The 25,533-nt window shown below is 71.8% G+C and carries 20 protein-coding genes and 3 pseudogenes; 11 read left to right on the top strand and 12 right to left on the bottom strand.

Annotated features, from left to right (window positions below; translation table 11 throughout):
- Positions 1–60: 60 nt before the first annotated feature.
- The gene (locus ACFP2V_RS24350; protein ID WP_381216381.1) at positions 61–453 is read right to left on the bottom strand and encodes a VOC family protein; all 393 of its coding nucleotides are present in this window, start codon (positions 451–453) and stop codon (positions 61–63) included.
- Positions 454–607: 154 nt separating this feature from the next.
- Between ACFP2V_RS24350 and ACFP2V_RS24345 the strand changes: the two genes are divergently transcribed.
- Positions 608–1,069 (top strand): pyridoxamine 5'-phosphate oxidase family protein, encoded by a 462-nt coding sequence (locus ACFP2V_RS24345; RefSeq protein ID WP_381216378.1) that lies wholly within the window; start codon positions 608–610, stop codon positions 1,067–1,069.
- A gap of 255 nt (positions 1,070–1,324) precedes the next feature.
- Here ACFP2V_RS24345 and ACFP2V_RS24340 read toward each other — a convergent pair whose 3' ends face one another.
- The 4 genes and pseudogenes from ACFP2V_RS24340 to ACFP2V_RS24325 form a co-directional block, all read right to left on the bottom strand.
- A complete protein-coding gene (locus ACFP2V_RS24340) occupies positions 1,325–2,704 on the bottom strand; it encodes a PI-PLC domain-containing protein (RefSeq protein WP_381216375.1) in 1,380 nt (459 codons plus the stop codon).
- A 122-nt stretch (positions 2,705–2,826) separates the two neighbouring features.
- The gene (locus tag ACFP2V_RS24335; RefSeq protein ID WP_381216373.1) at positions 2,827–3,729 is read right to left on the bottom strand and encodes a glycoside hydrolase family 19 protein; all 903 of its coding nucleotides are present in this window, start codon (positions 3,727–3,729) and stop codon (positions 2,827–2,829) included.
- A gap of 232 nt (positions 3,730–3,961) precedes the next feature.
- Positions 3,962–5,118: pseudogene (locus ACFP2V_RS24330) on the bottom strand (LLM class flavin-dependent oxidoreductase).
- Positions 5,119–5,144: 26 nt separating this feature from the next.
- A pseudogene (locus ACFP2V_RS24325) lies at positions 5,145–5,699 on the bottom strand (acyl-CoA dehydrogenase family protein); the annotation flags it as partial.
- A gap of 292 nt (positions 5,700–5,991) precedes the next feature.
- On the opposite strand from ACFP2V_RS24325, the gene ACFP2V_RS24320 reads away from it, so the two are divergent.
- Complete coding sequence (locus ACFP2V_RS24320; protein WP_381216370.1) at positions 5,992–6,432, top strand: SPW repeat protein; 441 nt, start codon at positions 5,992–5,994, stop codon at positions 6,430–6,432.
- 287 nt (positions 6,433–6,719) lie between these two features.
- Positions 6,720–6,983, top strand: coding sequence for a GlsB/YeaQ/YmgE family stress response membrane protein (locus ACFP2V_RS24315; RefSeq protein WP_381216367.1), 264 nt, complete (start codon positions 6,720–6,722; stop codon positions 6,981–6,983).
- A 216-nt stretch (positions 6,984–7,199) separates the two neighbouring features.
- Here the strand turns inward: ACFP2V_RS24315 and ACFP2V_RS24310 are convergent, their stop codons facing one another.
- Positions 7,200–7,373, bottom strand: coding sequence for a hypothetical protein (locus ACFP2V_RS24310; RefSeq protein ID WP_381216364.1), 174 nt, complete (start codon positions 7,371–7,373; stop codon positions 7,200–7,202).
- A gap of 53 nt (positions 7,374–7,426) precedes the next feature.
- Positions 7,427–8,251: a GNAT family N-acetyltransferase gene (locus tag ACFP2V_RS24305; protein WP_381216362.1), complete on the bottom strand. Its 825-nt coding sequence runs from the start codon at positions 8,249–8,251 to the stop codon at positions 7,427–7,429.
- 117 nt (positions 8,252–8,368) lie between these two features.
- Between ACFP2V_RS24305 and ACFP2V_RS24300 the strand changes: the two genes are divergently transcribed.
- Complete coding sequence (locus ACFP2V_RS24300) at positions 8,369–8,854, top strand: nucleoside deaminase (protein ID WP_381216359.1); 486 nt, start codon at positions 8,369–8,371, stop codon at positions 8,852–8,854.
- A gap of 46 nt (positions 8,855–8,900) precedes the next feature.
- Here ACFP2V_RS24300 and ACFP2V_RS24295 read toward each other — a convergent pair.
- Positions 8,901–9,589: pseudogene (locus ACFP2V_RS24295) on the bottom strand (chaplin).
- Positions 9,590–9,885: 296 nt separating this feature from the next.
- On the opposite strand from ACFP2V_RS24295, the gene ACFP2V_RS24290 reads away from it, so the two are divergent.
- The 3 genes from ACFP2V_RS24290 (at position 9,886) to ACFP2V_RS24280 (ending at position 14,458) form a co-directional block, all read left to right on the top strand.
- Positions 9,886–11,460: an alpha/beta hydrolase gene (locus ACFP2V_RS24290; protein ID WP_381216356.1), complete on the top strand. Its 1,575-nt coding sequence runs from the start codon at positions 9,886–9,888 to the stop codon at positions 11,458–11,460.
- A 68-nt stretch (positions 11,461–11,528) separates the two neighbouring features.
- Positions 11,529–12,623: a baeRF3 domain-containing protein gene (locus ACFP2V_RS24285; protein WP_381216353.1), complete on the top strand. Its 1,095-nt coding sequence runs from the start codon at positions 11,529–11,531 to the stop codon at positions 12,621–12,623.
- Between the two features lie 392 nt (positions 12,624–13,015).
- On the top strand, positions 13,016–14,458 hold the full coding sequence (locus ACFP2V_RS24280; protein WP_381216350.1) for a PP2C family protein-serine/threonine phosphatase: 1,443 nt from the start codon (positions 13,016–13,018) through the stop codon (positions 14,456–14,458).
- Positions 14,459–14,566: 108 nt separating this feature from the next.
- Here ACFP2V_RS24280 and ACFP2V_RS24275 read toward each other — a convergent pair whose 3' ends face one another.
- Complete coding sequence (locus ACFP2V_RS24275) at positions 14,567–16,060, bottom strand: DNA-binding protein NsdB (RefSeq protein ID WP_381216347.1); 1,494 nt, start codon at positions 16,058–16,060, stop codon at positions 14,567–14,569.
- A 234-nt stretch (positions 16,061–16,294) separates the two neighbouring features.
- On the opposite strand from ACFP2V_RS24275, the gene ACFP2V_RS24270 reads away from it, so the two are divergent.
- Both ACFP2V_RS24270 and ACFP2V_RS24265 read left to right on the top strand, forming a co-directional pair.
- Positions 16,295–17,434 (top strand): aminoglycoside phosphotransferase family protein, encoded by a 1,140-nt coding sequence (locus ACFP2V_RS24270; protein WP_381216344.1) that lies wholly within the window; start codon positions 16,295–16,297, stop codon positions 17,432–17,434.
- A gap of 341 nt (positions 17,435–17,775) precedes the next feature.
- Positions 17,776–19,767: an N-acetylmuramoyl-L-alanine amidase gene (locus ACFP2V_RS24265; protein WP_381216341.1), complete on the top strand. Its 1,992-nt coding sequence runs from the start codon at positions 17,776–17,778 to the stop codon at positions 19,765–19,767.
- Positions 19,768–19,850: 83 nt separating this feature from the next.
- On the opposite strand, the gene ACFP2V_RS24260 is transcribed toward ACFP2V_RS24265, so the two are convergent.
- The 3 genes from ACFP2V_RS24260 to ACFP2V_RS24250 form a co-directional block, all read right to left on the bottom strand.
- Positions 19,851–20,348 carry a glycosyltransferase family protein gene (locus ACFP2V_RS24260; RefSeq protein WP_055574914.1) on the bottom strand — a complete coding sequence of 166 codons (498 nt, stop codon included), beginning with the start codon at positions 20,346–20,348 and terminating at the stop codon, positions 19,851–19,853.
- Between the two features lie 127 nt (positions 20,349–20,475).
- The gene (locus ACFP2V_RS24255; protein ID WP_381216337.1) at positions 20,476–21,378 is read right to left on the bottom strand and encodes a universal stress protein; all 903 of its coding nucleotides are present in this window, start codon (positions 21,376–21,378) and stop codon (positions 20,476–20,478) included.
- 187 nt (positions 21,379–21,565) lie between these two features.
- Entirely contained in the window at positions 21,566–21,808 is a 243-nt protein-coding gene (locus tag ACFP2V_RS24250) for a DUF397 domain-containing protein (RefSeq protein ID WP_381216334.1), read from the bottom strand.
- 386 nt (positions 21,809–22,194) lie between these two features.
- Here ACFP2V_RS24250 and ACFP2V_RS24245 point away from each other — a divergent pair, with 386 nt between their 5' ends.
- Positions 22,195–24,036 (top strand): alkaline phosphatase family protein, encoded by a 1,842-nt coding sequence (locus ACFP2V_RS24245; protein ID WP_381216331.1) that lies wholly within the window; start codon positions 22,195–22,197, stop codon positions 24,034–24,036.
- Between the two features lie 198 nt (positions 24,037–24,234).
- Complete coding sequence (paaK, locus tag ACFP2V_RS24240; RefSeq protein WP_381216478.1) at positions 24,235–25,530, top strand: phenylacetate--CoA ligase PaaK; 1,296 nt, start codon at positions 24,235–24,237, stop codon at positions 25,528–25,530.
- Positions 25,531–25,533 lie beyond the last annotated feature (3 nt).

Below are 25,533 nucleotides of genomic sequence, written 5' to 3'. Positions count from 1 at the left end.
TCGGTGTCGGAGGGGAGGGCGGAGCGGGGGCGGAATCGGTGGCGATGCCGGTGTGCGGGATCAGCCGGCGGGCTGAAGCAGGTCCCAGCGGTTGCCGTACAGGTCCTGGAAGACGGCGACCGAGCCGTACGGTTCGTGGCGCGGACTCTCCAGGAAGGTCACGCCCGCGGCCGTCATCCGGGCGTGGTCGCGTGCGAAGTCGTCGGTGTGCAGGAAGAAGCCGACGCGTCCGCCGGCCTGGTCACCGACACGGGCGCGCTGGCCGTCACCCTTGGCCCGGGCCAGCAGCAGGCCGGTGCCGGTGCCGCCCGCGTCCGGTTCGACGACGACCCAGCGGGAGCCGTCGGGCCGGGGGGTGTCCTCGGCGAGCCGGAAGCCAAGGGACTCGGTGTAGAAGCGGATCGCCTCGTCGTAGTCGTCGACGACCAGGGTGACCAGGGCGACACGTCTCATCGGGACCTCTCCGGGGTGGGATCGATCGGCAGAGGTTATACGTAAAACGTACGTACGCGCCAGTCCCGCTCCCGGCAGCGCCCAGGACGTGGGCCCGAAGACCTACGACGCCGGCCCGAGGCGTCCGGGCGGACCACTCGGCTACCGTCCGCGCATGAAGATCACCAAGTCACCGCAGCGGAGTCGGAAGCAGCGCAGAAGCGATGTCCTGGACCGTCTGGAGCGGGAGACGGACATCTGGGTGGCCTCGGCGGACGCCGAGGGGCTGCCCTGCCTGGTGCCGCTGTGGTTCGTGTGGGACGGCGAAGCCGTCTGGTTGGCGACCCGGCCCGCCAACCCCACCGGCCTCAATCTGCGGGAGAACGGCCGGACCCGGCTGGCGTTCGGCGACACGCGGGACGTCGTCCTGATCGACGGTGTGGTGGAGACGTACGGCGCACGGGAGGTGCCGCCGACGGCGGCGGAGGCGTTCCGGGAGAAGACCCGCTGGGATCCGCGCGCGGACCGGGCCGGCTACGCGTTCTTCCGGGTACGCCCCCGGGCGGTCCAGGCCTGGTGCGAGGAGCACGAACTGCCGAAGCGGCATCTCATGCGGGACGGAATCTGGCTGGTGTAGGGCGCGTCGCGGCGCCGGGCCGGCAGCGGCCCTCCTCGCTCCGCACCGGGTCAGGGCCTGTCCGGCGGATCATGCCGGAGACGCGGGGGCCGGCACACACTCCCCCGAGCTCATAAGTTCTTCGAGCAGGCGGCGTTGTCGTCCCTCTCCCCCACTCTCGGCTTCGCTCGATCGGGGGGGGGGATCCTCATGAGCGGGAGGGGCCCCATCGCTTCGCGTCGGCTCCCTCCTCCGACTTGATCCGCCGGCCAGGCCCTACGGGTACGTGTACGTGTTGAGGGCGTCGACGGCGGCCGCCGGGTTGCCGAGGTCGTAGCGGTCCACGGCGAGGAAGTTGGGCTTCTTGCGGGCGGCGGGCTGGCAGAACCTGCGGGCGCGGTCGGCGAGCTTGCCGTTGTCCGTGCCGGCCGTGTCGGCGACCGGGGCGTCCCGGAAATGGTTCATGACGAAGAGGGGACGGAACCCCGGCTCGGTACGGGTGAGCGGGATGTTGGTGCCGGCGTCGTACCAGCGGCTGTGGCAGGACCAGTCGGAGGCGCCGACGCCCGAGCCCATGGACCAGTGGTTCTCGACGGTCCACTCGCGCTGGTACATGACGCCGAAGCTGTCCCGGGTCAGTCCGGCGGACTGGTCGGCGGGGCGGCTGTGGTCGCTGAAGATCAGCAGCCGCTTTCCGGCGGCGGTCAGGTCCGCCATCGCCGGCCAGCCGTTCTCCCGTACGCCGGTGCGGTCCGGCCGGTAGAGCACGTCCGACAGACCGTTGACGCGGGCGAGTTCGGCGCGCAGCACACCCGGGTCGACGTAGTCCTCCAGGAACACGGTGACGACCTGGTCGGGGTGGGCCTTGAGGAAATCGACCATGCGCTGGAGGTCGACCCAGAGCGCGAGGGGCCTGCTGACCAGGGTGCAGCTGTTGTGGCAGAGGATCGCACCGTCCGGGGTCTGGTGGATGTCCAGCATGAATCCGCGTACCCCGTCGGCGAGTTGGCGTTCGATGCCTCGCGTCTGATTGGGGAAGAGATTGACGAAGGGCGGGGCGAAGCCGCCGTCGACTCCGTTGGCGTAGGCATTGTGCGAGGTGAGGAAGGTGACCTGGTCCAGGGTGCGGCTGTCCTGGGGCGGCATGGGCCGGGTGACCGGAGAGACCGGGGTGAGATACCAGTGGGCGAGGTCCGAGGAGTCTGCGGAGACGGCGAGTTGGGCGGGATGGTTGGCGCCGGAGGGTCTGGGGGCGACCGCGAGGCGCCGGTCGGTGCCGGGGGCGGCGAGCGTGTACCGGTCGGCACCGGCGGGGGCGATGCCCCAGGCCGCGTCGGCGCTCGCACAGGGGACAGTCCTGGCCTGGTCGCCGGCGCGGCCCAGGCAGGTGCCCGGGGTGTCCGTGTTCTCCAGGAGGTGCAAGGAGCCGCTCGCCCTCAGGTCCCACTGCTGGTGGTCCTCGTTGCCGCGGGGCCGGTGCTGCTCGACGGCCCCGGCGCCGGCGGCCGCGTTGAGACCGGTGGCGGCGCTCTGCACGTAGAAGGTGCCGGGCGCCGGTACCGCGTCGGCCCCCGCGGCGGGGGTGGGCGCCACGACCGCCGCGACCAGCGCGGTCGTCGTGACGGTCGCGGCGAGCAGGGCGTGGGGGGTCCGCATGGGGGGTGCCCTTCGGTCCGAAGGATGGCCGCGTGCCGTCCACGTCCGCGGAGGGAACGTGGACGGCACGCGGCCGGGTCACAGATGGTCAGGGGCATGACACCATGCCCGGCCGTCCTGTGTCAGCAGTACAGGTTGCCACCGGGTGACGTCCCGAGGATCTGGGTGAACTGCTGGTACTTGGTCACCCTGCTCTGCACCTGTGCGGGATTGCGGCCGTCGCACTCCAGGGAGCCGTTGATGCTGCGGATCGTCTGCCCGAAGCCGGCCTGGTTGACCATGGCGTTGTGCGGGGTCATGGAACCGGGGCCGGTCTGGGTGTTCCAGTACCACAGGGCCGTCTTCCAGGCCACGGAGGAGTCGTTCTGCACCAGCCAGGGGTTGCCCAACAGGTCGAGGCCCAACGCGTCGCCCGCGGCCTTGTAGTTGAAGTTCCAGCTCAGCTGGATCGGCCCACGCCCGTAGTAGGCGGCCTGGCCGGCCGGGCAGCCGTAGGGCTGGCTCCAGTCGCAGTAGTGCGGGTAGTTGGCGGTGTTCTGCTCCACCACGTGGACCAGACCGCCGGTTTCATGGCCGGCGTTGGCGAGGAAGGCGGCGGCTTCCTGCTTCTTCACCGTGTCGCTGCCCGTGTTGGCGAAGCCGGGGTAGGCGCTCAGGGCGGCGGTGAGCCCGCTGTAGGTGTAGAAGGGGTTCCTGTTCGGGAACATCTGGTTGAACTGCGCCTCGGTCACGACGAAGTTGCCGACCGGCGTTCCGGGGCCGTTGTCGCAGGAGTAGGGCTCCCAGTACCAGGTGCTGATGATCGGGTCGTAGCCCGGGTTGCCGTGCTCGGCGATGTACGCCCGGCCGTCGGTGTAGCGGACGATGTCACCGGCGTTGTACCACTGCCCGGCCACCCAGTTCGGGTAGCTGGAACACGCGGCGGCAGCCGAGGCGGCGGTGGCGGTCGCGGCGGGGAGGAGCACCGGTGCACTGGCGGCGATGATGAGGGCGGCCAGGACGCAGGACATGCGGCGTCTCGACAAGGGATCAACTCCTTTGCGGGACACGGCCACTCCCGGGCGAGGACATGCCCGAGCGGGGTCTCGCCGCACGCGCCGGCGGGGCCGGCCACGGGTGGGGGCGGCCGTGGTGGGGGGTGTCGGGCACACTCAACCGCATTGGTCTGTACCAGTCAAGGGTGTAGACCAGTCGGCCCCTCGTCCCCGTCCAGGAAGGCCCGCCGGTCCCCGCCGCGCCCGCCCCACGCGTCGACTCCTACCGCGCGAACGGCACCTGGACGGGGACCGCCGGCCCCACGTCCTCCTCGAAGGGGTGCCGCCACAGCCCTTGCGCGGCGAGGCGGGGCAGGACGCCCTCGCCGAACCAGTACGCCTCCTCCAGGTGCGGATAACCGGAGAGGACGAACTCCTCGATGCCCAGGTCGTGATACTCCCTGATCCGTTCGACGACCTCGTCGTGGGTGCCGACCAGGGCGGTGCCCGCTCCTCCGCGCACCAGGCCGATGCCCGCCCACAGGTTGGGGTGGATCTCCAGCCCGTCCCGGCTGCCGCCGTGCAGGGCGAGCATGCGCCGCTGCCCCTCGGACTCGCTCCGGGCGAGCCCGGCCTGCACGGAGCGCACGGTCTCCCGGTCGAATCCCTCGAGCAGCCGGAACGCCTCGGACCAGGTCTGTTCGGCGGTGTCGCGGGTGATGACGTGCAGCCGGATGCCGAACCGCAGGGTGCGGCCCTCGCGGGCGGCGGCCGACCGAACCCGTTCGATCTTCTCGGCGACCTGCGCGGGCGGCTCGCCCCAGGTGAGATAGACGTCGACGTGCCGGGCGGCCACCTCCACGGCGGCGGGCGAGGAGCCGCCGGAATACACCTCGGGCACCGGGCCGGGCGTTCGGGCCAGCGACGCGTCCTGCACACTCAGGCGCTCCCCGTCCAGGGTGACGGTCTCACGCCCCACAAGTCCCTTACGATCCGCAGGAATTCGCCGGTTCGGCGGTAACGGGCGTCCTTGTCGAGGAAGTCGCCGTAGGTGCGCTGCCCATGGCTCTCACCGCCGGTGACGACGTTGAGGACGTTGAGCAGGAGCCGTCCGCCGGTCTGACGCTGGAAGGTGGACGCCATCTGCACGGCGAGCGTGGGCGAGGCGAACCCGGGCCGGAAAGCAACCAGGAACTTCAGCCGTTCGGTGTGCCGGCTGACCATGGCGGTGGTCAGCCAGGCGTCCTCGCACCAGGCGCCGGTGGGGGGCAGGGCACCCACGAAGCCGAGCTGCTCCGCGGCACGGGCGATCTGGCTCAGACAGGCGACGGTCGGCGGCCGGTCCCGGCCCGAGGCGGACGCCGGGGTGCCGTGGCCGCCGCCGCCGACATGGCGGCTGTCGCCGCTGGCGGGCAGGAACCAGTGGAGGGTGAGGGACACGAGGGGTCTCCGATCAAGTGCGTTCGTCAGAGAAGGCCGTGGCGGGGCGGCGGAGTTCCGCTCAGCACGTACCGGCCCATGTGCTGGATCTTCCAGCGCACCGGGTCGTGCAGCATGTGGGTGCGGATGTTGCGCCAGAACCGGTCGAGTCCCTCGGCCGTGGTGGTGGAGCGGGCGCCGGTCACCTCGAAGACGCGGCTCGCGATCTCCAGGGCGGCATCGGTGGCGCGGGCCTTGACCGCGGCCACCCGCACCTCGAAGTAGCCGCGCGCCTGCTCGGTGACCGCGTCGGGGTCGTCGTGCAGCTTCTGTCCCTCGGCGGCGGCGGCATCGGCCAAGGCCTCGACCGCCCACGGCTTCGCGGTGAGGTCGCCGTAGGTGTCCACGACGTACGGCTCGTCGACCGCGCGGTCGTGGCCGCCGTGCAGCCAGGACCGGGTCTTGGTACGGGTGCAGGTGGCCGCCGTCTCCAGCGCACCGGCCGCGATGCCGAGGTAGAAGCTGACGAAGACCAGTTGGATGGTGGGGACGTTGAGGGGGTTGTAGACGCGCGGCCGGAACTCCTTGCCGACGTAGCCGACGTATCCGGCCACTGGCAGGCGACCGGGCGCGGGTGCTGCTCATGCCGCGAAGGCGCAGGTCGGATGCTGTGCCGCTGGCGGCCCGCGCCCTGCACGACCTCTTCGTGCACTGGGCCCGGGCGCTGCGGGCGACATCGGCCGAGCCCCTGCGGGGAGGAGCGGGGCGGGGCGGGGCGGACGCCCCATTCCGGCCTCTACACATAAAAGGGAAATAAGTGCAGAATAAGCCCAAGCGGCGCTTACCGCATACCGCCCAGAAGCGGTCAGGCCTGCTAGTCAAAGGAGACGACTCATGGCCCACGTCTCGCATCCCCGTGGCGACATCACAAGCCACCCCGATGCTCCAGAAATGCGGGCACGGTACGACCGTGTGCTCGGCGGTCGTGATGTGGTCCTGGTGGACGGACCGGTGTTCCTGCTCGGCCTCTACTGTGCGGTGTCCCCCTGGATACTCCACTACACGACGAGCCAGCCCGCCCTCGTGCCCCACAACCTGATCGTCGGCATCGCGATCGGTCTGCTCGCCCTCGGCTTCACCGCCGCGCCGTCGCGCATGTACGGCCTCAGTGGAGCCATGTGCGCCCTCGGCGTGTGGATGATCGTCTCGCCGTGGATCGTCGGCACCAATCCGGACGCGGGCGTCATCTGGAACAACATCGTCATCGGCGCCCTGACCCTGGTGCTCGGCATCATGTGCGCCGGCACGGCGTCCAGGAGCGCCCCGAGGACCTAGGGTCCTTCGTCCGGACGACGCCGGGCTCGCAGGGCCCGGCATCATCCACACGACAGACCCCGGGCTCCCGGCCGTAGAAGGAAACCGACCGAGTACAGGCCGGCCCGCGTTCACCGCGGACCGGCTCCTTCGCCTCCGGATCCGGCCCGCTCGTCCGTACCGGGGCGGGCATGCCCGAAGCGACGGGGCGAGCCCGTGGGGCCCGGGACCCGGATATCGGGGGACTGTCCCCCGCCGACCGCGGGCACAAGCTCTGCAAGCGGGTTGTTTCGAGGAGGAGGGGCGAGATGGAGATCGGCGGCATCATCAGTGCCATCATCATCGGCATTGTCATCGGAGTCCTGGGCCGGCTCGTGGTCCCGGGTCGCCAGCACATCGGGGTTCTGTGGACGATCCTCGTCGGCATCGTCGCCGCGCTCATCGGCTCGGCGATCGCCTCGGCGTTCGGGGTGGCCGACACCAAGGGCGTCGACTGGATCGAGTGGCTCATCCAGATCGGCCTCGCCGCCTTGGGTGTGGCCGCGCTGGACCGGGTGAAGACGCCCCGCTGACGCGAGAGGTCCGGCGGCTCGGGGCGCACACGGAGAACAGCGCGGGCACGGGTCCGGCGGGGACACGCCACGAGAGTGCGTCCCCGCCGGACCCGTTCGTGTCCCCGGATGCCGGAGCGCCTACGAGGTGATCGCGGCGGGTACTTCAGCGACGGCTCAGTTGATCTGAAGGCAGCGCAGCACTGTGACCCGCGGTGGTCCTCGAAGGGTGGGCTCTCAGGGCCGACGCCGACGGCCGCCGATCCGTACCGCAGCCCCGGCGGCCATGAGCGCCGGTCCCACGGCGAGGACCGGAAGGCCCGGGCCCGGATGGACGTACAGAAGAGCGCCCGCCGCGGTGGCCACGGCTCCGATCGACATCACGGCGAAGCCGACAGAGGACACGGACACACGGAGTTCCCAACGGGTGGCGGACCTGGGCAGGATGCCGACGCCGGCCGATGCTACGGGACATACACGTAAGGAGCCGTCGTGGTGAGTGGGGCGAAGCCGAGGCGTTCCAGAATCGGGCGGCTCCGGCTGGAGGCGTCGACCTGGAGGTAGCGGCAGCCGCGCTCGGCGGCGGCCCGTGCCCGGTGGGCCACCAGCGTGCGGTAGATGCCCCTGCCCCTCCAGGCATCGACGGTGCCTCCACCCCAGAGACCGGCGAACCGGGTGCCGGGCACGAGTTCCATCCGGGCCGCGCTCACCGGCTCCCGGCCGGCCAGGGCCACCACGGCGACCATGGTGTCGGGCGCCGCGGTGAGCCGGTCGAGCATCTGGTGCCGCAGCCAGGAAGCGTCGGCCCGGAACGCCTTCTCGTGCACGTCGATCATCAGGTCGACGCCCGCCCGGTCGGTGACGGGTACGATCCGGACGCCCTTGGGGGGCTCGGTGTCGAGGCGCAGCTCGGGGATCTCGCCGATCATCAGCGTCTCCTCGGGTCCGGGCGTGAACCCCGCCGCCACGAGCCGCTGCCCGAGGCCCGCGGGCAGATCATGGCCGTACAGCTTCCACTCGAACTCGCGGTTCAGCCCGGTGAAGTACGCGATCTGCGCGGCGATCACCATGTCCACATCCGTCCCCCGCGGGTCCGGGCCGCCCTCGCGCCGCTCCCCCGGCTCCGCCGCCCCGCCCAGGCCGGACCAGACGACGCCGTTCCAGCCGTGCCGCGGGGCGGTCTGACGCACCACCGGGCCGATGCGTTCGACGCGGGCGTCGGGGCCGTCCGGCCGCGCGTCTTCGCGCAGCTCACGGTCGAACAGGGCGAGTACCGCGGCGTGATCCATACGGCACACCTCAGCACGGGCCCGCCCGGCCGGGCAACGGGATTTGGCATCGCGTCCGCACGGCGCCCGAGCATAGGGTTGCCGTAGACCCACTCTCAGGGAGAAAGGCCTCGCCCCATGGTCGTGAAGGACACCGAACTGCCCTATCTGCGCCGCTGCGTGGAGCTGGCCACCGAGGCGCTGGAGGCCGGGGACGAGCCGTTCGGTTCGGTCCTGGTGGCCGGCGACGGCACCGTACTCGCCGAGGACCACAACCGGGTGGCCTCCGGGGACCGTACCCGGCACCCCGAGTTCGAGCTGGCGCGCTGGGCGGCGGCCCGGATGACGCCCGGTGAGCGGGCCGCCGCCACTGTGTACACCTCCGGCGAGCACTGCCCGATGTGTGCCGCCGCGCACGCCTGGGTGGGCCTCGGCCGGATCGTGTACGTCGCCTCCTCCGCCCAGTTGGGGTCCTGGCTCACCGAGCTGGGCGTGCCCGCGCCGCCGGTGCGGACGCTGCCCGTGAGCGAGATCGCCCCCGGCGTGACCGTGGACGGTCCCGTCCCCGAACTGACGGAGGCCGTGCGGCAGCTGCACCACAGGTTCCACCGCGCGGGCGGCTGACCCGGCGCGGGGCGTCGCCGCCCCAAGGGCCCTGTCCCCGTCGGCCTCAGGCCTGCGCGCCCGTGCCCGCTCCCAGGCGGGAGCGGCGGTACAGGGCGACCCCGCCGAGGAAGAGCGCCACTCCGGTGGCGAGGACCGGGAAGGTCTGGTCCGCGCCCGTTTCGGCGAGGGCGCTCGAGCCGACGGGGACGGCCGGGGCGGCGGCGTGCGCCTCGGGTTCCGGGGCGGGGAGGGTGCGGGGCGGGTCGACCGGCTCGGGTGCCGGTTCGACCGGGCGGCCGGGCACCCCCTCCGAGGTGTTCGTGGACTCGTTGCCGAGGGCGGGGTTGCCTACGCCGACCACGTTCACGCTGTTCCCACTCACGTTGACGGGGAGGTCGACGGGCAACCGCACCCCGTTGCCGGATGCCACGCCCGGGAGTCCTGCGCGCTGCCGTCGGCTGCGGCACCGCCCGAGGACCCGTGGGGCCCCTGGTGTCCGCCCTGCTCGTCCACTCCCTCGTTGACGCAGGTGTTGCCCGCGGCCGGGTCGAGGAGGCCCACCACGTTCACCGTGTTCCCGCAGGCGTTCACCGGGATGTGCACCGGGAGCTGGACGGTGTTCCCGGAGATCGCCCCGGGGGAACCGGCCGCGACGCCCTCCGCGCCGGCGTCGGCGTGCGCCGGTGTCACCACGGCCATCGCGCCCGACGCTGCGGCAACGGCGATCAGGCCGTTTCGGGTAGCCCGTCTCATAGGTTGCCTGCCTTCCGGACATGGTCGCGGGCGCTCACCCGCACCGGAGAGAACGCGAGTGCGCCGACCGGGTCATGGCCTGTCCGAAAGTCGCACGCCGTTCACTCCGTGGAGCGCCCGCCGCTCGAACTTCGGGGTCGGCTGCCGAACGGAGGCACGGGGCGACGGGCTCCAGGGTGCCAGGCCGGGCACGGCAGGGTGCCGTGCCCGGCCGACAGGCGGGGCCGGTGGGGTCCCCGTATCGTGATCGAGGGCGCCGGTTCCCGGTCCGCTGTGGGGCGCCCCTGGAGGCATCGATGCTGGCCAAGCTCTCCATGCGACTCCCGGTCCGGCGCTGCGCGGTCACCGGGGCGGCCGGACTGGCCCTGCTGGGCGCGGGGCTCCCGGCGGCCACCGCCGATAGCCCCGGCCTCGGCCGGTTCTACGACCAGAAGATCAAGTGGTCGGCGTGCGAGGGCGCGGGCCTGCCCGAGGACCTGCAGTGCGGGAAGATCACCGTCCCGGTCGACTACGCCGAACCCGGCAAAGGCTCCCTCGAACTGGCCCTCGCCCGCTACCGCGCCACGGGCGACCCCCGCGGCTCGGTGGTGCTGAACTTCGGCGGGCCGGGCGGTTCGGGGGTCCTCGGACTCGCCCACGGCGGCAAGGAGTTCATGGGCCTCACCGACGATTACGACGTGGTGTCCTTCGACCCGCGCGGCGTCGGCCGCTCCTCACCGGTCAGCTGCGGCACGGAGGCCACCGGCCAGGCGCTGGAAGCAACCGGCGGCGAGGATCTGGCCGATCCGCGGAAAACGCTCGCTCAGCTGCGCGAGGTGGCGGCCGAGTGCACCCGGCGCTCGGGCCCGGTACTGCCGCACATCGGCACCGTGAACGTCGCACGGGACCTGGACGTCATACGGCAGGTGCTCGGCGACAAGAAGCTCAACTACCTGGGCTTCTCCTACGGAACCCGGCTGGCCGCGGTGTACGCGGCCCGGTTCCCCGAGAGGGTGGGCCGGTTGGTACTGGACGGAGTGGACACGCTGACCGAACCACTGGCCGAACAGGGGCTGGCGAGCGTACGGGGCCAGCAGACCGCGCTCGAGCACTTCCTGACCTGGTGCACCGAGGACATCGCCTGCCCGTTCGGCCAGGACCCGCGCAAGGCACGGCAGTTGGCCGTAAAACTGGTCAACTCGCTCGACGGGAAACCCGTACCGACCGATTTCGGTTACGAGTTCACCGGTCAGGACCTCGCGGTCGCCCTGGGCCAGGGCCTCTACAGCAGGGAACTGTGGCCCTTGCTGCAACGGGCGCTCGCGGAGCTGATGGAGAACGGGGACACGCGCGGGGTGGAGGCCTTCGCCACCGGCGGGGTGACACTCCCCCTGCCGCATCGCGCCGACGATCCGCCCGTCGACGAGGAGGAGGTGCCGCTGGACAACCTGCCGGCCGCGCTGATGGCGGTGAACTGCGCGGACGATCCCGACCGCCCGGCCGCCGAGCAGGTGACCCGGGACCTCGACCGGCTGCGCACCGCCTACGAGGATGCCTCCCCGGTCTTCGGCCGCTACCGGCTCGCCCAGGTGCTGATGTGTCACGGCCGCCCCAAGGGGACCGACTTCATCCGGGAGAAGGTCAAGGACGTCGACACTCCGAAGATGCTGCTGGTCGGCACCCGGGGCGACCCGGCCACACCGTACCGGTGGACGGTGGAGACGGCCGAGCGGCTCGGCCCGTCGGCCGTGGTGCTGGACAACCGGGCCGAGGGTCACACCGGCTACGGATCGTCCGACTGCGTCCACCGCACGATCGACGACTTCCTCCTCTACGGCACCCTGCCGCCCAGCGGCAGCTCCTGCGGCGCCGAGGACGACACCCGCTCATGAGCCCGCACCCGAACGGCGCAACAGGTGCCCCAAATGCCCGATCCGCGATTCGGCTCTATGGTGCTGTCATGGAGCACGATCTGAGTCCCGCAACCCTTGCCGAGCTTCGCCGCCCGCGCCCCTACCCCGCGGTGTCGGTGCTGACGCCGACGCACCGGCGCGATCCTCTCAACGCCCAGGATCCGGTCCGGCTGCGCAATGCGGTGGCCGAGGCCAAGAAACAGCTGGAGGCCGATCCCGCGGTCACCCGGGACCGGCGTGGAGAAGTGGAGCGGCAGCTCGACCGGGCCCTGGCCGAGGTCGACCTGACGCACTCCGAGGACGGCCTGGTCATCTTCGCCGCTCCGGGCGAGCACCAGGTGTGGTCGCTCGCCCGGTCGGTGCCGGAGCGTGTGGTGCTCTCGGACACCTTCCTCACCCGCAACCTGGTGTCCGCCCACACGGCGGAGCGCCCCTTCTGGGCGCTGTCCGTCTCCCCGGACCGGGCCACGCTGTGGAACGGCGGCACGGACCGGGTCACCGAGGAGCATGCCGGCGGCTTCCCCCTGATCCGTACCGTGGAGAACTTCGACCCCGAGCGCCTGGAGCAGGTCGGGGATCAGCCGAGCGCCTTCCGGGACGAAGGCACCCGCCGGTTCCTGCGCGAGACCGACACCGCGATGGGCGCGATCCTGCGTGAGCATCCGCGGCCCTTGTACGTCACCGGGGAGCCGGCCGCGCTGTCCCTGCTGGGCGAGGCCGGCGGCGTGGCCCGGGACGCGGTGCACGTCCAGCACGGCGGTCTCGCGCACGGCACACCCGACGCGGTGTGGCAGGCCCTGCGCCCCGTGCTCGAGAGCGAGGCCCGCAAGAGCACCGAGGATGTCCGCCGGGCCCTGGAGACGGCCCGCGGGCGCAAGAGGTTCGCGGCCGGGGTCGACGAGCTGTGGCAGAACACCCGGGACGGACGGGTCCAGCTGCTGGCCGTCGAGGAGAACTTCCGGGTGACGGTGCGCGAGGCGGGCGAGCATCTGGTCGCCGCCGAGTCCGGCGACCTGGACGCCCGCGAGGACATCGTGGACGAGCTGGTCGAGCAGTGCCTGGAGACGGGCGCCGAGGTCCGCTTCGTCCCGGACGGCGCCCTCGGGGACGCGAGCCGGATCGCGGGCGTACTGCGGTACTGAGACAGGCGGAGCAGGCCCCGGGGGCTGCCGCACGTTCCGTCGCGAGGTTCCTGTCCCGTCGCGGGGTGCCCGGCCGGAATCCGGTCGGGCACCCCGCGATGAGGACGATACGGATCACTTCTGCGAACAAACACTTGTCCGTCGAACATGCGCGCGTGCCGCTGATGTCGACCGGAACCCTCATCAAGTCACTTACTCCCCAAGGGATTTGGCCCGCCAGGTCGATACCCGGCACACGTCTCCGAGTGACCCCGCGAAGACAGTGGCATACGCCATGGGCATGACCTTAAGGTGTCTTGCCGAATCCCTTACAGGGCGTGGCGGGCTGTGCAACAGTCGTAACGGTCCCTCCGTCCGACTCTGGCCCGAACCGTCCCACATCGGAGTGCGTCATGCCGCCCCACCTCTCCGCGGACCGCTCAACAGCCCAGCCGCCAGGACGCGACCCGGTCGACGCGCTCATCTCGCAGACCCGGCGGCTCAAGGGCGACGTGGACGCCGTACGGCGCGGCACCCCGGCGGACACCTCGGACCCGCAGGACCGCTGGCAGCGCGCACTGTACGACCTGGCGCTGCACCAGCTCAACGACCTGGACGAGCACCTGGCTCAGCTGCGGGACGGCCCGCTGCCCGTACCCGCGCCGGCCGCTCCCGCAGGGCCGGCCGGACCCCCGCCCACCACGCAGTCCACGCCGAGGCAGGGCGCCCTGCTCAGCCGGGTCGGCAGTGCCGAGTGGAACCTGCTGACGGACGAGGCCAGTTGGTCCGAGGAGTTGTACCGCATCCTGGACCGCGACCCGGCCGCTCCGCCGCTCACTCTCGACGAGCTGCCGTCGCTGGTGCACGACGAGGACCGGCCGAGGCTCACGGCGATGGTCACGGGCTGCCTCGTCGACGCCCGGCCCATCGACGGCGAGTTCCGGCTGATACGCCCGGACGGCAGCGTCCGGACCGTGCACATGATGGGCGAACCGGTCCTCGGGACCGACGGCAGCACCGCCTCGATGTGGGCCGTGCTGCGGGACGTCAGCGAACTGCGCCGGTGCCGAAGGGCGGTCAGCGAGACCCGTGACTCGCTGCGCCACCAGGGGCAGGACGCGGCGCGGGCCGAGCGCCGGCTCGCGGTCGAGCTGCAGGAAGCCGTGCTGCCGGCGTGGCGCGGCTCCCTGCGGCTCCCGCGAAGGGGGCCCCGGGCCCTGGACGTCGCCGCCCGGCGCCTCCCGTCGGCGACGGGTGCGGCGACCGGCGGAGAGTGGTACGACGCCCTCGAACTGTCCGACGGCACCACCCTGCTCAGTGTCGGCGAGCTGACCGGGCAGGGCGTCGGCGTGGCCTCGGGCATGGCGATGCTGCTCGGCGCCATGCGGGGCATGGCGATGTCCGGCACCGAGCCCGGACCACTGATGACCTGCCTCAACCGGTTACTGGACGCCACCGGGCAGCCCGCCCACGGCAGTGGCCTCTGTCTGCGCTACCGGCCCGAGACACGCTCCCTGATGTGGGCGCAGGCCGGACACCCCGTCCCCCTGCTGTTCCGCGGCGGAACGGGACGCGCGCTGGACGCCCCGGACGGCGTCCTGCTGGGCGCCGCCCCGACCGCCTCCTACGGGCAGGCCGAGGAGACCCTCGAGGCCGACGACCTGCTGCTGCTGCACACCGACGGGCTGGTGCCCGGAGGGGCCGGGGCCGCATCCGTCCGCCGACTGGTCGACCTGGCCCCGCGGTTCACTGAAAGCCGTACCGCGCAGGAGTGCCTGCTGGCCGTCCTGCGGGAGTTCGGTGACAGAGAACGCGAGGACGATGCCTGTGTACTCGTCGCCCGGGTGGCCTCGTAAGGCTCCTGAGCCTCTGATCCGGCGTCGGCGGTCTCGTACGAGAAGCACAACGGGCCTCGCGATGAAGCGCCCGCGCTCCCCCGGCGTTCCCGTACTCCCCCGGCCCCGCTACGCCTGTGCGCCGGCCCCCTTGCCCCTGGGCCTCGGCAGGGCCACCCTGATCTCCTCCCGCAGTTCCTGGATCCTGGGATACGAGGAGTACTCGGCGGTGAGCCGGTACATCTCGCGCAGCCGGTCCCAGGTGCGACGCGAGGAGTTGGAGCCCATCGACATCAGCGCGAGACGCGCGTACCGGTCGGCCTGTTCCGGGTCGTCGGCGATGAAGCAGGCGGAGGCCATGGAGAGATGGTCGAAGATCTTCGACCGCTCCCGGCCGTCGATGCGCAGGGACAGCGCCTTCTCCGCGTAGTGCTGGGCGTGCACCGCCGCGTCGGGCTCGAACTCGGCCAGTGTGCGGTAGGCCAGGGCGTGCATGCCGTACAGATCCTCGTCCTTGAAGGTCTGCATCCAGTCCGGCGGCTCCTGGTCCGGCCCCCGGTCGGAGACGAACAGGTCCTCGGCCCGGCCCAGGGTGCGGCGCATCGCCTGCCCCTTGCCCATGGACGCCTGTGCCCAGGCCTCGATGGTGTGGAACATCGCGCGGGTGCGCGGCAGGGCCTCCTCACCCGAGCCCGAGTGAGCGAGTTTCAGCAGGTCCAGGGCCTCGTCGGGCCGGCCCAGGTGGACCATCTGACGGGCCGCGCGGGACAGCGCCTCCCCCGCGCGCGGCCGGTCGCCGCCCTCCCGCGCGGCGTGCGCGGCGATGATGAAGTACTTCTGCGCCGTGGGTTCCAGGCCGACGTCGTGCGACATCCACCCGGCGAGGACGGCGAGATTGGCGGCGACGCCCCACAGGCGCCGCTGGAGATGGGGTGGGTGGTGGTAGGCGAGCATGCCGCCCACCTCATTGAGCTGGCCGACCACCGCCTTGCGCTGGAGGCCGCCGCCCCGGGCGGCGTCCCAGGCGCGGAACACCTCCACGGAGCGCTCGAGTTCCTCGATCTCCTGGGACCCGATGGGGGCGGCCTCGTACCGGTCGAACCCGGCGGAGTCGGCGTGCAGCGGATGGTCGAGTCGGGGAGTTTCAGTGGTCAGGGCGGGATCCGTGTGCAGCCAGTCGTGCATGGCACCGGTGAGTGCGGATCCCGCGGCGAGCGCGGCGCCCGCGCCCACCAAGCCGCGTCGGTTGAGCATGAGGTCCATTCCCGTGAATTCGGTGAGGACCTCGGCTGTCCGCTCGGGCGCCCACGGCACTCCGTCGGGATGTTCCGTACTCCCGCCGCGTGGCCGTTTCCCCGTACGCCCGTGCCGGACCAGACCGAGATCCTCGATGGTCACGACACGGCCGAGACGCTCGGTGAACAGGGCCGCCAGCACCCGCGGGACGGGATCGCGCGGGATCTCTCCCATGTCGATCCAGCGCCGCACTCGGGAGGTGTCGGTCGCCAGCTGGGGATGGCCCATGGCCGCCGCCTGCCGGTTGACCAGCCTCGCGAGTTCGCCCTTGGACCAGCCGGCCAGGCCGAACAGGTCCGAGAGCCGGGTGTTGGGTTGTCCGCTCACGTCAAGCCCCCAGGTTCTCGGCTGAGTTGACAGTAGCCGGGTGAAAGGTGCCGGGCGACTATTCGCCAGGGTTCGCCAGGGTGCGCCAGATGGTGTGCCAGGGGTCATCGGGTGTCGAGTAGGAATGCGCCACCACGACCCGGTCTTGGCCGGGGCATTCCCCAGGATGCGTCTGGGCGACCGGGCCGTGTGGTGCGCTGACGTCGCAGGCACACGAAGGGATCTGTATCACCCATGTACGCAGCATCGTCCTCCGTGTCCGCCCCGCCCCGGCCGCTCCGTCCGCGTCCGGCGGACAGCGGCCCCTACCTCGCCCCCGCTCGCCAGGCGGCCCCCGTACTCGGTGCGGGCAAGGCACGGCGCGCCCCGGGCTCCGGCCCCCAGCAACTCAGCGGCCGGATCGACCTGTCCGGCCCCCAGGGCGCCCAGTTACGCTCGGCGATCGCGTCGGTGCACCGCATCTGTCCGGAGTTCGCGCCGGTGCAGGTGCTGCGCCGCAACGGCCGGTCCGTCCTCCTGGTCGGTACGACCGGCCGGAGCACCGCGGTGGCCAAGTGCTTAACGGATCACTCGCCCGCCTGGGCCGAGCGGTTCCGGCACGAGATAGCGGTCTACCGCTCGTTCGTCCGGCACCGCCCGCCCGCGCGGGCACCCCGGCTGATCGCGGCGGACCCGGACAACTGCACCTTGGTGATCGAGCGGATGCCCGGCCGGGTGGCGGCACTGCAGCGGCACCCGGTGGAGGTACCACCACGGGCGGACATCAGGGCCGCGCTCGGCGCGATCTGCCGGCTGAACACATGGCGCCCGCCCTCCGGCACGTTCGACGCCCCGCTGGACTACGCGGCGCGGATCGCCCGCTATCACGAGCTGGGTCTGCTCACCGACCGGGACATGGGCGATCTGCAGAAGCTGCTGCACGGCATCGCGCACGCGGCAGGGCGCCACGGCATGGGCCAGTTCTGTCACGGCGACGCGCTGCTCTCCAACATCCTGATCTCACCGGCCGGTCCAGTGCTGGTGGACTGGGAGCACGCGGGCTGGTACCTGCCGGGTTACGACCTGGCGACGCTGTGGGCGGTCCTCGGGGACGCCCCGGTGGCGCGGCGGCAGATCAGCCAGATCGCGCAGTCGGCGGGCCACGCCTCACGCGACGCGTTCCTGGTGAACCTGATGCTGGTGCTGACGCGCGAGATCCGTACCTACGAGACGGCCGTGCAGCGTTCGATGCACGACGCGCCCCCGGTGGCGCCGAACGCGGCCCAGCCGGGCGCGCTGCCGTCCGGCGAGGAGCAGCGGCTGCTGCTGCGGCGGCTGCACGACGACTGTCAGCTGGCCCGCAAGGCCGTGCGCGCGGCGGTCGGCACACGCTGATCCCACGGGGACGTGCGAAGGCCCGCGGCGCTTCCCGGTGGGGAAGCGCCGCGGGCCTTCGCACGTCCTGGCGCGTTCCCCCGGGTCTCGGCACGGTGTTGGCACGTTCCCGGAATTTCACGGCCGGTTCCCGGCTCCATCGGTGTACGCCATTGACGTACCGCAGGTCTCCGGGCCGCCGCCACGAAAGTCCTGTGGACCCCGAGTGACAGGGGAATCACTCCTCTCCTGGGCATGATTGACGGATCATCGGCCAGCCGGTAACACAGACGCACCGCAGGCCTCCGTACGGCCCTGTGGCTCGTACGGACCATCCCGCCCGATCGTCCCAGGAGACCGCGTTGCGAGGATCCCCCACCCGACCCGGCCGTGCGCCGGTCGTCGGTTCCCGCCCTGCCCGCCGTACGGCCGGCGCCCTGGCTGCGGCAGCGCTCACGCTGCCGCTGCTCGGCGCGGCCCCGTCCGCTGTCCCACCGGTTGCCGCTCCGTCCGACGAGACCCGGCTGCAGGAAGCTTTCGTCGCCGCAGCCGCCGCGTACGAGGTGCCGCGGAGCGTGCTGCTGGGCGTCTCCTACCTCCAGTCCCGCTGGGACACGCACGACGGCGCGCCGAGTGTGACCGGCGGCTACGGTCCGATGCACCTCACGGACGCCCGCGCCGCACTGGCGGCGGCGACGTCGCATCACGACGAGGGGACGGAGGACCCCCGCGGCGATGACGCCCGGCCTCCGCTGCGCCCCGAGGCCCACGTGCCGCGCGCCGGTTCTCTCCCGGACCGGCTGGCCACCCTGCCGAGGGCGGCCGAGCTGACCGGGCTGAGCGCCGAGCGGCTGCGCGACGACCCGGCCGCGAACGTGGCGGGCGGTGCCGCGCTGCTGGCCGAGGCCCGGCGGGAGCTCGGCGGGGCGCCGAGCGAGGACCCGGCGGACTGGTACGGCGCGGTGGCCCGCTTCTCCGGCGCGGACGACACCGCGTCGGCGGCGGCGTACGCGGACGAGGTCTACGAGGTGATCCGCGCCGGTGCGTACCGGGTCACGGACACGGGAGAGCCGGTCGCCCTGGCCGCCCGTCCGGGCCTCGCCCCAAACCGGTCGGCGCTGCCCGGCGCCGGTCTGCGGACCGTGTCCGCCGGCTCCGCCACCGCCACGGAGTGTCCCGCGACGGTGTCCTGCGAGTGGATCCCGGCGCCGTACGAAGAGTTCGGAGACGGCGACTACGGCAACCACGACCTGTCGGACCGCCCTGCGTCGCAGCCGATCCGGTACATCGTCGTCCATGACACCGAGGGCGCCTGGGAGAGTGTTCTCAGCATGGTGCAGGACCCCACCTATGTGTCGTGGCACTACAGTCTGCGCTCGACCGACGGTCACATCGCCCAGCATGTGAAGGCGAAGGACGTGGCCTGGCACGCGGGCAACTGGTACGTCAACGCCGGGTCGATCGGGCTGGAGCACGAGGGCTTCCTGGCGGAACCGGACGCCTGGTACACCGAGGCGATGTACCGTTCCTCGGCCCGTCTGGTGCGGTATCTCGCCGAGAAGTACGACATTCCTCTGGACCGGCAGCACATCCTCGGCCACGACACCGTGCCGGGTACGACCGCGGCGACCGTGCCCGGCATGCACACGGACCCCGGGCCCTACTGGGACTGGGCGCACTACTTCGAGCTGCTGGGCAGCCCGTTCGAGGCCACGGCCGGGAAGAACGGCGGCCTGGTGACGATCCGCCCCGACTACGCCGCCCACGGCCCGGTGTTCACGGGCTGCGAGACCGCGGGCGAGCCGTGCGCGGTGCACGGGTCCAGTGCGGTACGGCTGTACTCCGACCACGACGAGAAGTCTGCCCTGATCAGGGACATCGGCCTGGGTTCGAACCCGACGACCGGGGTGAACGACCTGTCCTCACGGGTGTCGACCGGCCAGCAGTACGCGGTCGCCGACCGGTGGAACGGCTGGACCGCGATCTGGTACCTGGGGCAGAAGGCCTGGTTCAGGAACCCGAAGGAGCAGCCCACCGCGGTGCCCGCCGCGGGCCGGGTGGTGACCCCGAAAAAGGGCTCGGACTCCGTGCCGGTGTACGGACGCGCCTACCCGGAGAAGGCCGCTTATCCGGAGGGGGTGCCCGTGCAGGACGTGTCCCCGCTGCCGTACACGCTGCTGAAGGGCCAGCAGTACGTCACCGGGGGCAAGATGCCCGGTGAGTACCTGTACGCGGTGACCTTCGACCCGTCCTCGCACCAGGTGGTCCGGGGCAAGGAGCTGTACTACCAGATCCAGTTCGGCCACCGGGTCGCGTTCGTGCGGGCGGCGGACGTGACGGTGAAAACGGTGTAGCGGCGGCCGTCCCCGACGCTCGGTTGCGGCCTTCGATTCCGGCCCCTGTTCCCAGTCGGGGAACGGGGGCCGGTCCGGGCCGGTCAGCCCTGCTGGAACAGTTCGGCGGGCAGCGGCTTGAGGAGGGTGTACAGGTCGTCGGTGATGGGGCGGTCCCAGGCGGCGATGGTGACCAGCACGTTGTCGCTGCGGTCGAACTGCACGCAGGAGATCCGGCTCTCGGAGAGCTTCACTCGACGCACGATGAGCAGGTTGTCGCCCTGCATCACGGGCACGTCCTCGGTACCGACGACGGTCACTTCCTCGTCGTTCTCCAGCGCCAGCAGCAGCTGTCCGACCTCGAAGGGAACCTCGCCCTCGGGGACCTCGCGGGCCGGGGAGCCCTCCGGCAGATTGCCGATGATCATCGCGGGGCCGCGGCCGCCGAACAGGTCGTAGCGCAGGAAGACGCCCTGGCAGGTGCCGTCGGGGGCGGGCAGCAGCCCGGCGCCCAGGTTTCCGGGCCAGTCGCCCGGGTCCATGGCCAGGACGTCGAAGTCGGGTCCGGCGGGAGTGGCGCTGCGGCGGCGGAGGAACGACATGCCGCCATGGTACGTGCCCGGGCCCGCGGGCGGACGACCGGGCGACGCCCGCCACGCCCACCCGGTCCGCCGCTGTCGTCGGCCCTGCGGACAGTCCTCGTGGACGGCCCGCAGCTTTTCGCGGGGGCTACTCCTCCGGCGGCGCCGGCGGGACCACCGCGACGGGGCTCGACGCGTGGAGCAGGACGGCCTGGGTGACGGAGCCCATCATGCGGGCCGGTGCCAGCAGGCGTCGCCGGTGGCGTCCCACGACAACCAGTCCGGCCCCCTCGGAAGCCGCGACCAGGTGCCCGGCGGCGTCCCCGGGCAGCACCCGGATCTCGGTGGTGACCTCTGGGTGCCGTTCGCGGTGCGGGGCGAGGAAGCCGTCGGCGAGGATGCGGGTCTCGTGCTCGACGGCGCTCTGGTCGATCTGCGGCGCGGGCATCTCTCCCGGCAGCATCCAGGTCTGCAGGGGCCACGGATAGGCGGCCAGGACGCGGAGCCCGGCGCCGCGCAGGGCGGCCTCGCGGAAGGCGAAGGCGAGGGTGGCCTCGTCGGGGCTGTCGACGTTCACGCCGACGACGCCGGGGCCCGCTCCGGAAGCTTCGGCGGGCGTGCCGGTGTCCCGGTCGGGCCGGGGGACCACGACGACGGGGCATTCGGCATCCCGGGCCGCGGCAAGGGAGTTGGAGCCGAGCAGCAGGCTGGCGAAACCGCCGCGGCCTCGGGAGCCGAGCACCAGCAGCTGTGCCGTGGCCCCCAGTTCGGCCAGGACGGCACCGGGAGCGCCGTCCAGGGCGACGAAATCGACGGCGGGAAGGCCGGTGCGGTCCTCCAGCCGGCTGCGGACCAGACCGAGGACCGCGTCGTCCTCGGCTGCGGGAAGAACGGCGGGCGCCGCGTCGGGCCGTCCCCAGAGGGCGTACTGGCGTACGTGCGCCACCCGCAGTGGGGCCTCGCGCCGGTGTGCGGCGCCGAGGGCCCACTCCAGGGCGCGCAGACTGTCGTCCGAACCGTCGACCGCCGCGACGACCGGCTGGCTGCTCATGGGGTTCCTCATTTCCGGACTACGGCGCTCACTTTCCGGGGCCGTCCTGGCTCGGGCCTGGCCCCGGCCCCGGAAGGGTATCCCTGGTCGTGTGTCCAGAAGATCGGCGGCGACACCTGTCCGGCGGTCCTTCCGCTCACCGGTCGGCAGACCCCAGGAAATGCACCCCGGGACGTACGCGTCCTGCTCACGTCAGGTCGAACTCCCCCTCCCGGGCTCCGGACACGAAGGCGCCCCATTCGGCCGGGGTGAAGATCAGGGAAGGGCTCTGAGGGTGCCCACTGTTCCGCATGGCGATGAAGCCCTCCACGAAGGCGATCTGGACATCCCCCAGGCCTCGGCTGCTGGACTGCCACTGTGCGTTGCTCAGGTCCAGGTCGGGCTTGTCCCAGCCGGTGAGCGGTCGCTGCTGGGTGGTGCTTTCGGCCACGTCCGTGCTCCTCCCGATTTCCGTTGTCCGCGGCCAGCCTAGCGATCGGTTCCGGCCGCCGACAGGTCATGTCAGGAGTGCCTTTCCACAGGGGCGGCACGGGGAGCGCGGGCACGACACGGACGCGGGGCGGACGGGTCAGGACTCGGGGCGGACGGGTCAGGACTCGGGGGCTGATCGGAGCAAGGCGCACGTGACGCGCGCCGGGACCGCCTGCGTCCTGACGGCGGACTCCTGACGGCGGACTCCGAAGCACGGACTTCGGACCGCGGACTTCGGACCGCGCGATTGAACGCGGGATGACGTGCGGACGTACTGATGGCGGCAGGCCCGTTCACGGGCCCGGTGTGCCATGCCCTCGCAATACCGCACGGAAGGACCCCCGGGTGCAGCTCTTCACACGCTCCCGTCAGCTGTCGGCCCCCACCGAGAGCGGAGCGGACCCGGACGACGGACCGAGCGAAACCACCGACAACCCCACCGCCCCCGCCGGCACGCCCAAGCCCTCCGAGGAGACCCCCGGCGGCCCGGCGCCCACGCGACGGGACCGCTGGCGCCGCAACCACCCCCGCGCCGCCCGTGGTGTCACCGTCGGGACGACCGTCCTGGCCGGAGCGCTGCTGCTGTTCGCGCTCCTCGTGCCGAACCGCGTGGAGCGGCTGTCCCCCGAGGCGTTCCTCCGCATCCCGGCCGAAGGCGTCCTGCTGGCGACGCTGCTGCTCGCGCTGCCGCCGAGGCCCCGGCGGATCACGGCGGTGGTCTCGGGCGCCCTGCTCGGTCTGCTCACCGTCCTGAAGATGGTGGACATGGGGTTCTACCAGGTGCTGGCCCGGCCGTTCGACCTGGTGCTCGACTGGATCCTGTTCGACGACGCGGCCGAGTTCGTCCGGGAGTCGTTCGGCCGGGGCGGGCAGATCCTCGCCGTGATCGGTGTGATCGTCCTGTTCGTCGCCCTGCTGGCGCTGATGACGCTGGCGGCGGTGCGGATCACGAACCTGATGGCCCGCCACCGTCCGGCCGCCGCCCGTACCACCCTGGTCCTCGGCGTCGCATGGATCACCTGTGTCACCCTGGGCGTGCAGATCACCGGCGTCCCGCTCGCCACCAAGGGCACCGCGGAGATGCTGGGCAACCGCGTGGAGCAGGTGCGCGCGGGGCTCAGGGACACGCGGGTCTTCGAGCGGCAGGCCGCCGTCGACGCCTTCGCCGGCACCCCGCCCGACCAGTTGTTCACCGGGCTGCGTGGCAAGGACGTCCTGTTCACCTTCATCGAGAGCTACGGCCGGGTCGCGATCGACGATCCGGCGATGGCGGAGCCGATCGACGCGGTACTGAAGGAGGGCACCGGCACCCTGAAGGCCGCCGGTTTCGAGTCGCGCAGCGGCTGGCTCAGGTCGCCGGTGACGGGCGCGGGCAGCTGGCTCGCCCACTCCACCTTCCTGTCCGGCCTGTGGATCAAGAACCAGCAGCGCTACCGCAGCCTCACCACCAGCGACCGCATGACCCTCACCAACTACTTCCGCAAGACTGGTGACTGGCGCACCGTCGGTATCGTGCCCGGGGTGCGACGGGCCTGGCCGGAGGGCAAGTACTTCGGCCTGGACCACATCTACGACTCCGAGCACCTCGGCTACCAGGGCCCGTACTTCAGCTGGACGCCGGTGCCCGACCAGTTCAGCATGGAGGCCTTCGAGCGGCTGGAGCACGGCAGGGAGGACCGTGAACCGATCATGGCGGAGATCATCCTCGCCTCCAGCCACAACCCGTGGTCCCCCAACGCCCACATGATCGACTGGGACGACCTCGGCGACGGCTCCGTGTTCCACGAGATCAAGAAGGAGGGCACCGACCCCGCCGAGGTCTGGCAGGACCCGGAGAAGGTACGCACCGAGTACCGCAAGTCCGTCGAGTACTCGCTGCGCAGTCTGATTGAGTGGATGGAACGGTACGGCGACGAGGACACGGTCCTGGTCTTCCTCGGCGACCACCAGCCCGTCCCGACCGTCACCGCCGGCAGCACCAGCAAGGACGTGCCGATCACGATCGTCGCCCGCGACCGGAAGGTCCTGGACCGGGTGGCGGACTGGAACTGGACCGACGGCCTCAAGCCCGCGCCCGACGCCCCGCGCTGGGGCATGGACGAGTTCCGCGACCGCTTCATGACCGCGTACGGACCGCAGGGAGGCAAGCACGGCGGGAACGGCGGCGCGTCCGGCGCCACCGGCTGAGCGGAGACCTCCCGGCCCCACCCCGCTGCCCTCTCTCCCCGCTCACGGCATCCCCGACGCACGGAAGAAGTGTGCCCCGGCTCTTGCCTTGGGCGGGGTAGGGCTGGATTACTGATGCCTGCGGAAACGACCGAATGATCGGTCGCCCGTATTGGCGTGATTGATACGGTGGATGCGATGAGCGAGGGGAAGTTCCTGATGGCTCAGGCGGTGGACCTGCTCGACCCGGCGGAACGGCTCGACGCGGAGGAGCTGCGGGCACTCCAACTGGAGCGGCTGCAGTCCTCATTGCGGCACGCCTACGACCATGTGCCGTTCTACCGGGCGTCCTTCGAGGCGGCAGGCGTCCACCCGGACGACTGCCGCTCCCTCGCCGACCTGTCCCGGTTCCCGTTCACCACCAAGGCGGACCTGCGGGAGAACTACCCGTACGGGATGTTCGCCGTGCCGCGCGAACGGATCCGCCGGCTGCACGCCTCCAGCGGGACCACCGGGCGCCCCACGGTGGTCGGCTACACCGAGGGCGACCTGTCCATATGGGCGGACATGGTGGCCCGTTCGATCCGCGCGGCGGGCGGGCGGCCCGGGGACACGGTGCATGTGGCGTACGGCTACGGCCTGTTCACCGGCGGCCTGGGCGCCCACTACGGCGCCGAGCGGCTCGGCTGCACGGTGATCCCCGCCTCCGGCGGCATGACGGCCCGGCAGGTGCAGCTGATCCAGGACCTGAAGCCCGCGGTGATCATGGTGACGCCGTCCTACATGCTCACCCTGCTGGACGAGTTCGAGCGGCAGGGCGTCGATCCGCGCGGCACCTCCCTGCGCGTGGGGATCTTCGGCGCCGAGCCCTGGACGGAGCGGATGCGGCAGGAGATCGAGGAGCGGTTCGCGATCGACGCGGTCGACATATACGGACTGTCGGAGGTCATCGGGCCGGGTGTCGCGCAGGAGTGCGTGGAGACCAAGGACGGGCTGCACATCTGGGAGGACCACTTCTTCCCGGAGGTCGTCGACCCCCTTACCGGCGAGGTGCTGCCGGAGGGCGAGCGGGGCGAGCTGGTGTTCACCTCGCTCACCAAGGAGGCGATGCCGGTCGTCCGGTACCGGACGCGGGACCTGACCCGGCTGTTGCCGGGGACGGCCCGGACGTTCCGGCGCATGGAGAAGGTCACCGGCCGCAGCGACGACATGGTGATCCTGCGCGGGGTGAACCTCTTCCCCACCCAGATCGAGGAGATCGTGCTGCGCACACCGGGTGTGGCGCCGCACTTCCAGCTCCGGCTCACCCGGGAGGGCCGTATGGACGCCCTCACGGTGCGCGCCGAGGCCCGGCCGGACTCGGACGCCGCCACCCGCGCGGCGGCGGCCCGGTCCGTCGAGGCGGCCGTGAAGGACGGCGTCGGGGTGTCGGTCGGGGTGGAGATCGTCGATCCGGAGACGCTGGAGCGGTCGGTGGGCAAGATCCGGCGGATCGTGGACCTGCGTCCGCGCTGAGCC

The sequence above is a fragment of the Streptomyces incanus genome, from assembly GCF_042656345.1.
GTDB classification, from domain to species: Bacteria; Actinomycetota; Actinomycetes; order Streptomycetales; family Streptomycetaceae; genus Streptomyces; species Streptomyces incanus.
The sequence above is the reverse complement of the archived record's forward strand: the minus strand, read 5'-3'. Positions and strand labels throughout refer to the sequence as shown.